General features: G+C 32.5%; 7 protein-coding genes and 2 pseudogenes. 6 read left to right on the top strand and 3 right to left on the bottom strand.

Annotated elements, in window-relative coordinates; translation table 11 throughout:
• Window positions 1–143 precede the first annotated feature (143 nt).
• Window positions 144–332: a ZIP family metal transporter gene (locus COD11_RS27420; protein ID WP_255301572.1), complete on the bottom strand. Its 189-nt coding sequence runs from the start codon at window positions 330–332 to the stop codon at window positions 144–146.
• Window positions 333–1,071: 739 nt separating this feature from the next.
• Between COD11_RS27420 and COD11_RS09200 the strand changes: the two genes are divergently transcribed.
• The 4 genes from COD11_RS09200 to COD11_RS09185 all read left to right on the top strand — a co-directional run bounded on the left by COD11_RS09200 (window position 1,072) and on the right by COD11_RS09185 (window position 5,466).
• Window positions 1,072–2,418, top strand: coding sequence for a fused MFS/spermidine synthase (locus tag COD11_RS09200; protein WP_255301571.1), 1,347 nt, complete (start codon window positions 1,072–1,074; stop codon window positions 2,416–2,418).
• A gap of 64 nt (window positions 2,419–2,482) precedes the next feature.
• Window positions 2,483–2,794 carry a YtpI family protein gene (locus COD11_RS09195; protein WP_255301570.1) on the top strand — a complete coding sequence of 104 codons (312 nt, stop codon included), beginning with the start codon at window positions 2,483–2,485 and terminating at the stop codon, window positions 2,792–2,794.
• A gap of 766 nt (window positions 2,795–3,560) precedes the next feature.
• Window positions 3,561–3,977 carry a winged helix-turn-helix domain-containing protein gene (locus COD11_RS09190; protein ID WP_141549664.1) on the top strand — a complete coding sequence of 139 codons (417 nt, stop codon included), beginning with the start codon at window positions 3,561–3,563 and terminating at the stop codon, window positions 3,975–3,977.
• Between the two features lie 679 nt (window positions 3,978–4,656).
• The gene (locus tag COD11_RS09185; RefSeq protein WP_098796466.1) at window positions 4,657–5,466 is read left to right on the top strand and encodes a M15 family metallopeptidase; all 810 of its coding nucleotides are present in this window, start codon (window positions 4,657–4,659) and stop codon (window positions 5,464–5,466) included.
• On the opposite strand, the gene COD11_RS27245 is transcribed toward COD11_RS09185, so the two are convergent.
• Window positions 5,431–5,655, bottom strand: coding sequence for a hypothetical protein (locus COD11_RS27245; protein ID WP_218012733.1), 225 nt, complete (start codon window positions 5,653–5,655; stop codon window positions 5,431–5,433). The two genes, COD11_RS09185 and COD11_RS27245, sit on opposite strands and share 36 nt — an antisense overlap.
• Here COD11_RS27245 and COD11_RS26475 point away from each other — a divergent pair.
• Window positions 5,632–6,097: pseudogene (locus COD11_RS26475) on the top strand (YdhK family protein). The gene COD11_RS27245 and the pseudogene COD11_RS26475 sit on opposite strands and share 24 nt — an antisense overlap.
• 147 nt (window positions 6,098–6,244) lie before the next feature.
• Here the strand turns inward: COD11_RS26475 and COD11_RS09180 are convergent.
• A pseudogene (locus tag COD11_RS09180) lies at window positions 6,245–7,590 on the bottom strand (IS1182 family transposase).
• 252 nt (window positions 7,591–7,842) lie between these two features.
• On the opposite strand from COD11_RS09180, the gene COD11_RS27850 reads away from it, so the two are divergent.
• Window positions 7,843–9,054 (top strand): murein hydrolase activator EnvC family protein, encoded by a 1,212-nt coding sequence (locus tag COD11_RS27850; protein ID WP_098796465.1) that lies wholly within the window; start codon window positions 7,843–7,845, stop codon window positions 9,052–9,054.
• The last annotated feature ends 113 nt before the right edge of the window (window positions 9,055–9,167 follow it).

Here is a 9,167-nt window from a genome sequence, read left to right as displayed (position 1 = left end):
CTTTTGGGTCAGCCCCTTTTGAGTAACAAATCGTTTACCTGTTAAAGTTTTAACCAAGAGCAACATCCAATGCCATCATAATGTAAAGCTAACATTAAACTTAATGATGCTAAGTCTTTATTTCCCTTTTCTTGTGACATTGCTTAAGCTGCTCCTAACATGGCTGCAACTAGTTCAACCATACCTTTAAAACTGGCCAGAATAAAACTCTTTCTTCTTGAAAAGCCATCTTTTCTTAAGGGGAAGGAAACTGCGTTTTGTATCCCTATACCAATTGCTAAAGCAATTGCAGCTGTTAATGAAGCAAAAGGAAACTCAGCAAAAAAGCACACCTACAGCGAGGCCTTCTGGAATATTGCTTGATGTGATTGCTAGAACAAGCAACGTGCTTCGTTTTTTTGTTGTGGGACGAATTCCCTCTGCTTCGCTTATTAGGGGATTAGGGTGTAGATATGGGGGAAATTATCAACAGCCCATAAGAAAAGTCCGCCTAATAAAAAAACAACAGCAGCAGGTAGCCAAGGAGATAATGTTCCTTTTTCGGACATCTAAATAAGAGCTAAAAGCTAGCTGCAATCACAACTCTACCTCTAATCCAAGCATACTATTAAGGATTTTATCATTAACATTTTTAGTTGTAAAAATAGACTAGCTCCAAGTTCAGTGTTTAAAGCTTGTTGAACTGGATCAAGGCTTGCAAAAATATTAAACAAATTTTCCCCTCCAATTAAAAAGGTAATCCTTTAATGTATATATTATTTTAACTAGTTTGTACGATTGACCATTATTACAAATAATGTGTAAAGTAAACAAGTCCTGTTAATCAATAAGTCAATGAATTTAATCGGAACATATTTTTAGTGAAATAACATGTGTTGTTTTTAATAGATACATATTTTCTACACATTTCTCTTTTATAATTTTTATTATCAATAATGAAGTAAGGTGAATTTTTCGAAAACACACTGTAATTTTTGGTAAGGTAGGATGGATAAGAAAGGAAGCTTATTTTAGAATAAAAAAATCTACTTTAATCTCTTTGTCGTAAGTTTTATCATTATGGGGCTTGAGATGACGGCTACGCGTTTTATTGCACCTTCTTTTGGAAATACAGTTTATACATGGGGAATTATTATCTCCATTTTTCTTGTAGGGTCTTCAATTGGCTATATTCTTGGTGGTTTTATTGCAGATTTAAAATCAGTAAAAAAAATCATGAGTTACCTTTATACTTTTGGGATTTTAACTATTGCTCTTATCCCAATCATAAAGAATGTTATATTTCCTTATTTAGAGTCACTTTCTAATGAACTAGGAACTACATTTGGTGTAATTACTTTGTACTTCATTCCTAATTTGATATTCAGTAGTATTGTAACTGTTTTAATGAAAGATGGCCTAGAAAGTAGGGTAAATGGTAAACTCATTGGAAATCTTCATACATCATCAGCAATAGGAAGTGTATTAGGTACTTTGGTGACCACTTTTTTCTTTATACCATTAACACATATTAATTCAGTAATTGGTATATTTGCTTTCCTGATATATATAGCCTTTCTTTTTTATAATGAAGAAAAAGGTAAACTTCAATTTGTGTTAATAGTAATATCAATTATTTCAGTTATATTTCCTTTTATTTCTACTAAATCACAATTATCTGAGGAATTATACAGAACAACAAGTCTATACCATGAGGTTTACGTATACGGAACGGATTTTTATAATGGTCAATCTGGTGATTTTCGCTACCTTACATTCGGAAATGAGACAACCATTCAAGGTATGATGGATATGAATACTCCCAGCAAATTGGTTTTAGATTATGCGAAAAGTATATGGGAAATTTCTGATACCTTTGCAAACAGTAGCGAAAAGGTATTTATTATAGGACATGGCATAGGAACGCTGACATCACATTTTGAGAAAGTGAATAAGGAAGTAATAGTTGCTGAAATAGATAAGGGAGTTTTGGAGGTCAGTCGGAAATATTTTAATTATAAAGGTAACAGTGTAGTGATTGGCGATGGGAGGAATATACTAAAGAAACAACAAAATGAGTTTGACGTGATTATTTTAGATGCATATAACAATACAGATCAAATTCCTTTTCATTTAATATCAAAGGAATTCTTCACGCTAACAAATAAAAAGTTAAAGCAAGACGGGTTGTTAATTATTAATTCTATTGGGAAGCCAAAAGATGATATCATCATCCAATCTTTAAAAACAACAGTAAACAGTGTATATCCATTTGTGTATATTTTTGCGATGGGGGAGAAAGTTGGGATTCAAAATCTAACAATCGTTGGAAGTGAGGTGTCACTCGATGTCAAAAAAATAAATGGTCAGAAAGCCGTAGAAGTAGATGAAGGAGAATTGATTTTTGACGGAAATACGAAGATATTTAATCTCAATTGAGAAATTAAAATAGTAGATAGGATTACTCATATAAAAACTGAAATTGTTTATTAAAAACTAAGAGGTGTTAAATTTGAATGTACTAGGTATTCTAATACTGGTATCTTTATGTTTTTATCTTTACTTTAAAATGAAAGCTCATCGAAGCAAGTTACCTTTTCACAAAAAAAGATATAGTGTGAATTCAAAAGTATCTCTTGGATTGTTCGTAGGATTTTACGGCTTAAATCAGTTATTTCTTAACCTATCAACTATAGGCATAATTGTTGGATTAATTTTTTGTATTGTTGGCACAGCAAGTACAATTGTAGGTATGAGACAATATAAACTATTGTTATTTCTAGATATTGAGAAAGAAAAAGATCATACGTTTTAGTTTTATTCATAATAATCTATATAGTTTCTTATTAAGGTGTTAAAAAAATGCTTAGGGCTAATCGAAAAAAATACCGGTTTATCATTTTAATAATAAAGTATTGAAACTTTGTTTTAATGTTCTGACCTATTTGAAAGTTAATTTACAAATATACAAGCGCCAGTTCCAAGGAATTGGTGCTTTTTAATGTTCGCCCGGCATGGGTACAGTCTATAGGGTGTAAGTCCCGAGCCACGAAGGCAGTAGTAGTGGTTAGCTTAACGAAAGGTGTCCGTGGTGACGCGGAATCTGAAAGAAGCGAGCGGCAAACCTCTGAGGAACACGAATTTCATATAAGGCTAGGTAACATTGGATGAGTTTGCATTACAAAAGAAAGTCCTTACTGCAGAATGTGGTACAGAGTAAATGGAGCAGATAGATGGAGGGAAAGACTGTACCGTTCATCTCGAGTAGGTACTTGACCTCTGCAGACTTCTGACTGTTCAGCTATCTGATTATATTTGAGCATCAAGTGTAAAAATTGCTTTATGGTATTGGACTCTACTTAATGCATAAATTTTTATAAATAAAAATATCTACATAAAAACTCCAATTTTAGTTGTTATTTTATATTATAACAATATTATTTGATATCAATACGCTTTAGAGATATCGATAAGTGTATTGAGCTTTTCTTAATTAATTTTTTGTTTAAATTTCAACTTGTTTTATATGTAGACTTTCATTTTAGATTATTCATATAAAAATTTAATTTTGGAGCTATTTTGTGAGGTGTCTCAAAAAAGTGAAGATGGTAAATAGTTGGATCAAACTAAAAACATTTCGAAAAAACTACTCTAATCAAATAGGTTATAAAGATTTTGAACAAAAATATATTAAAAGTTCTCTGATTACATTAGATGATTTAGAACTAAAAGAAGAAATTATCATAACTGTTTTGGATTTACGAATAGATTACAAACAGAGGCGAATTTATATAAATAACAAATCATTTGAATTAACACCTAAAGAATTTGATCTTCTAATGCTGCTAGCTTTAAATCAGGAAATTATTTTTACTCGTGAAATGTTAACTGATCAAATATTTAGCATTCATGAAATCCTTGACATCAGTATAGTTGATGATCAAGTCAGAACACTATGTAAAAAGTTACAGAGTTACCATATATCGTTAATCCAATAAGAAAGGTACGGGGAAAGGGATTTAAATTTTCCGTACGGAACTAAATAAGAAAGTATTAATGATAAACAAACATTAGGATCTCATAATCGTACGTAATATGAAAATATAGAAGTGATAATATACGAATTTATAATGTATATGTTGAAAGGGGAGTGAGATTGTATATAAGCTACAATTGCGAAAACTTTGCAAAATCGGTTCTAAGCATTTGCTTAATATCATATCTATTTCAGTTGCTGCACTAGGTTTTTAAAATCCAATCCTAGCCGGTGGTGCTATGACTTTATGTTCTGTATCCATTGTAGGAAATAGGTTTTTCTTACGAAAATGGAAACCTGTACGATAAAAATGTCATTATAGATGAATGTTTAGCATGGCTGGGTTCTATTCTTTTTCTTTAAGTAAATAGCAGCGCTTAGACTATCGGGACATAAGCCAATCAGGAAAAGAAGCAAGGAACGTTTTCTATTTCTGATAGATTATGTATGTTTTAGTCTGACTAAGGCGCTTGCGATTTTGATCTACGTTTGGATAAGGAAAGGTTGTTTGAACTCTTAACTTAAGTTAATTGTTAATTTTGTCATAATTTCTTCAAATATTCTCCACTTTTTTATAAGAATATATTAATTAGGTCTGAATCATGCTTTAAGTGAATTTTGTAGGATCATTGGAGGATACCATGTTTTTTTTCTTTAAATCAATGACTATATTAGTTTTTGTTGTAATAGCTTTCAGTGCTTACTCAAGCAAAACAATTCAGGTAAGCCAAGAAATAAAGAAATCAGGTATGGATAAAGGTTATCAGCAATTAGAGCCTATGCTACTTGAAAAAATTGAAGACGACTTTACTATAGAGTCTCAGTACTTTAATGTAATAGCTATGGTAGATAATAACCGAGTCATTCAAAACCCTTCAAATATTCTTGCATTGGTAAATAAAGAATATTCGTTACCTGAAAATTACAAACCATTAAGTTTAGTAATACCAAATATCAAGTTTTCATTTGAAGATAGGGAGGTAGAAAAACGATATGTAAGACAAGAAGCTGCTTCTGCTTTAGAGGCTTTATTTAAACGTGCAACAATTGAAGGGATTGAATTAATAGCCATCTCTGGATATAGATCCTTTTCAAGGCAACAAAATATCTATAATGCGGAAAAAAATAGTAATGGAGAAGCTGTTGCAAGACAAGTAGTTGCTTTTCCTGGCGAAAGTGAACATCAAACCGGATTAGCAATGGATGTGTCTAGTAAAAGTTTAAATTTTGAATTATTGGAAAGTTTTGGTGAAACAACAGAAGGAAAGTGGCTTAAAGAAAATGCACATAAAGAAGGATATATTATTAGATATCCGAAAGGGAAGGAATCAATTACAGGGTATAAGTATGAGCCCTGGCATTTGCGATATGTTGGAAAGAAACAAGCAAATATAATCTACAAACACAATCTAACTTTAGAGGAATTCATTAAAAAGGTAAGAAAAATGTAATAGAATAGCTACCTTTTTCTTAGTATTAGGTGCATATTCCAATACTGATAATGGTACTGAAACTGGAGAAAAAATGGAAAGTGATGAAGATGAGAGCATGGAAGGTATGGACCCTAATGAAATGGATATGAGTAGTTCAAGCAGGCTTTCATCGATCGCGCGGCGTTGCTCCGTCAGACTTTCGTCCATTGCGGAAGATTCCCTACAGTTGCCTCCCGTAGTGTTCCTGAAGGGTTGGAAGAAGGAGAAAGTCCAACATATGAGGTAGACAGTATAGCTATTATTGAAGATGATCATAGAAGGTGTGAAGGGTGCAGAAGCAACTATAGTAGTTGCATACGACACTACGGTATATACTGTTTCGTAAACTCCAACAACTGGGGAAAACAAGTTGAAAATCATAAATGGGTTATTCATGATGAAATTAAAGAGGCTGGTGACGATCCATTTCAAACTGGAAGTGAAGTTGTAATAGAAGCAGGTCATATGGAGGGGATGAAAGGAGCAAATGCTCAAATTGATTCAGGAAAAGATGACTGTGTATATGGTTGATTATGTTCCATTTAATGGTGCAGAGGAAGTAAAGAGCCATAAATGGGTGACTGAAAGTGAACTGTCACCAGTAAAATAAATTCGATATTAACCCCAAAAGAGTAATCTACAGGTTGCTCTCAGCTTGTAGAGAAAGTGGGTGTTTTTCTCTACAGGCTTTTTAATTTCTTAAAAAGTTTTTATATTAATTTACCTAAGACAACTAAAGAAAAAGCTTCTCACACACCTAGCTTAACGTAGCTAGGTGTGTGGCAATCTTTTTTATATTCTGGCAGGCTACTGTGTGAGAAGCACCTGATCATTTGTATTCCTTAATCCACTTAAATGTAAGTAGCAGCCAATTTGAATCTGCAAAGCTTCACTCTACCTTTACTTTTATATATTTATAAAGGTCTTTCCCATATGAAGAAAGGCGATTTAATCTAACCTTATCCTTTTGGTCTTCCCAAACTTGTCGAGAAACTACTTTGAGTTTGGCTTTCGACCCCTTGTACACTGTGAGAGAAGGAGACATGTTGCACATTTTTTAGGATCAGATATATATTCTCGATACACTTCTCTAGTTGTTGTTCGATAAGTTAGCTTATCCTTATCTGGACAAATATATAGATCATTCTCTTTATCATTTGTAAATTTCCATTTAGGAAACAAACCTTTGGTTTGTTTAAATCTTCAATGTGCAATTACTCCAAATATGCCTCTATCTGATAATCCTATACAAACATCACTAGTTAATTATCCTGAATCCAAAGCTGAAGCTTCTACTTTAAAACCCAATTGCTCGATTTGGCTGACAAGTCTTGACAAATAAGGAACAGAATCATGAGCATTTTCTAATGTAACATAGGCATCTTTTATAATGTTGAATTTAAAGTCTGTGGTACGATGATCTAGATAACAGAACATTTCCTGTGTGTTTTCCCTTAACATAAATCCATTTTCAGGATCGTTGAACTTACTCGTATTTCCTTGATTTCCTCCACCTCCTATCCTTCCTTTTAGGGCTTTTCCCATGATCTTTACGATCTTGTTCAATAGCTTTATTTAAGTCTTCAATATCTCTAGCCTCAACCTCAACAGTTTCTCTGCTGAATATGTGTTTATTCTCGTTAGCTTTTAAATGATTAGAATCTGTAAAGAGAACTCTTCCTCCTACCATACGATGTTCCATTGCCTGAAACACGATCTCAACAAAAATTTCTTGGGATATATTTGTTTCTGCAAATCGAGTTCTACGATTCCAGCTTATTGTAGAATGATGAGGAACTCGATCAGATAATTTCAACCCTAAAAACCATCTATAAGCAATATTCATTTTAATCTCTTCTTCTAATTGCCTCTCAGAGCGAATTCCATATAAATAGCCAACAAACATCATTTTTATAAAAACTAAAGAGTCAATTGAAGGGCGTCCATTATCCTCACAATAATAAGGTTTTACCTTTTCAAGAATGAATGAAAAATCTATATATTTATCTATTTTTCGAATAAGATGATTTTCAGGAACAAGGTCATCTATTACTATAAATTCAACTTCATATTGTATTTTTGTCTTGTATTAAACATTAATATCACCATTCCAATTTGTCATATAGATTATACTGAATTAACGCGGTGAATAGTTAAATTATTTAGATGAAATAATAGGCTGATGGGTTTTCACTACAGCCTGAGGATAACCTACAGGTTTCTCTTATTTAAAGGGGATAAATATTTCAACAATGTAACATGAATGTAATATTTTTTTGGCACATATTGTCGGATTATAGTGTTATGATATTTGAAGTTAATAATTAAAGCCTAGTTATTCGGAGGTAATATAGTGTGAGAAATAATATTATGATGATTGGATTAACAATAATGATAGGAACAAGTGCTACTTTTTTACCTTATAAAAATATTGCTTCTGCTACTTCAGATATAGAAGTGAAAAAAGAAGACATACAAAATAAAAGATCAAGCGTCAATTCAAGTATCCAAAACAAAAAAAGTGAAATTGCTGAATTAGAACAAAAACAAAAGAATATTAATGATCAAATTAAACAACTTGATACAAAAATGACGCAATTAAACGAACAAATTCGTGAACGCCAAGGCGAGATTAATAAGGCTAACGAAAGAATAGAAATCTTAAAGGTGCAAATTAAAGAAATTGAAGCACGTATTGAAGAACGGAATTTATTATTACAAGATCGAGTTCGCTCTCTTCAAGAGAGTGGTGGAGTTATAAATTATTTAGATGTGCTATTAGGTGCTCAAGATTTTGGAGATTTTGTAAGTAGAGTAAATGCAGTTACAACTATTGTAAAGGCAGACCAAGGAATCTTACAGGAGCATGAAAAAGACAAAAAACTTCTAGAGCAAAATGAAGCAGAGCTAAATAGTGAACTCAAAGAGTTGGCCACTGCACTAACGCAACTCGAATCGTTAAAAGAGCAATTAGACATACAAATTGCAGAAAAAGATAAAGTTATGGCAGAAATTATAGTTGACCATGAAAAGGCAGAAAATGAACTGTATGAATTAGAAGATGAGGAGGCATTCCTTGCCGAACAGGAAGCAACAATTAAACAAGAAATGGAACGCCAACAAAATGAAATATCTCAGAAAACAACTAAAACTACTGTCACCTTATCTACTTCGGTAGACGACAGTAGTTTTATCTGGCCAGCAGCAGGGACATTTACCTCAGGATATGGTCAACGTTGGGGTAAATTACATGGTGGAATAGATATAGCTAATCGTGCAGCAAATGTTCCAATTATTGCTTCTGCGGGGGGGACGGTCATCCGCTCATATTATTCAAGCAGTTATGGGAATGCTGTTTTTATCTCTCATAACATTAATGGGAAAATTTATACGACTGTATATGCACATATGGATTCAAGATTTGTAAAAAGCGGACAAGTTGTTAGTAAGGGACAACAAATAGGATATATGGGAAATACTGGACAGTCTACTGGAAAGCATCTTCATTTTGAGATTCATGATGGAGCTTGGAAAAACCCTATTAATCCAATGACACTCTTACCTTAAGATTGATAAGTTACTAGTTTAATAGCTATTAATAATTTTAAGGTTACTTATTAAATAACATTCAATCTATCTTAATGAAATATTAATCCTAATGCCTAGAATAATATTGAAAA

The organism is Bacillus sp. AFS040349 (assembly GCF_002577655.1).
Taxonomy (GTDB): Bacteria; Bacillota; Bacilli; order Bacillales; family Bacillaceae; genus Metabacillus.
Note: the sequence above shows the minus strand (reverse complement) of the source record. Positions and strands in the feature narration are given on the sequence as shown.

Coding starts and splice junctions, on each gene's coding strand:
- COD11_RS09200 (WP_255301571.1), top strand. CDS start 1,072: ATGACGGCTACGCGTTTTATTGCACCTTCTTTTGGAAATACAGTTTAT.
- COD11_RS09185 (WP_098796466.1), top strand. CDS start 4,657: ATGTTTTTTTTCTTTAAATCAATGACTATATTAGTTTTTGTTGTAATA.
- COD11_RS27245 (WP_218012733.1), bottom strand. CDS start 5,655: ATGGACGAAAGTCTGACGGAGCAACGCCGCGCGATCGATGAAAGCCTG.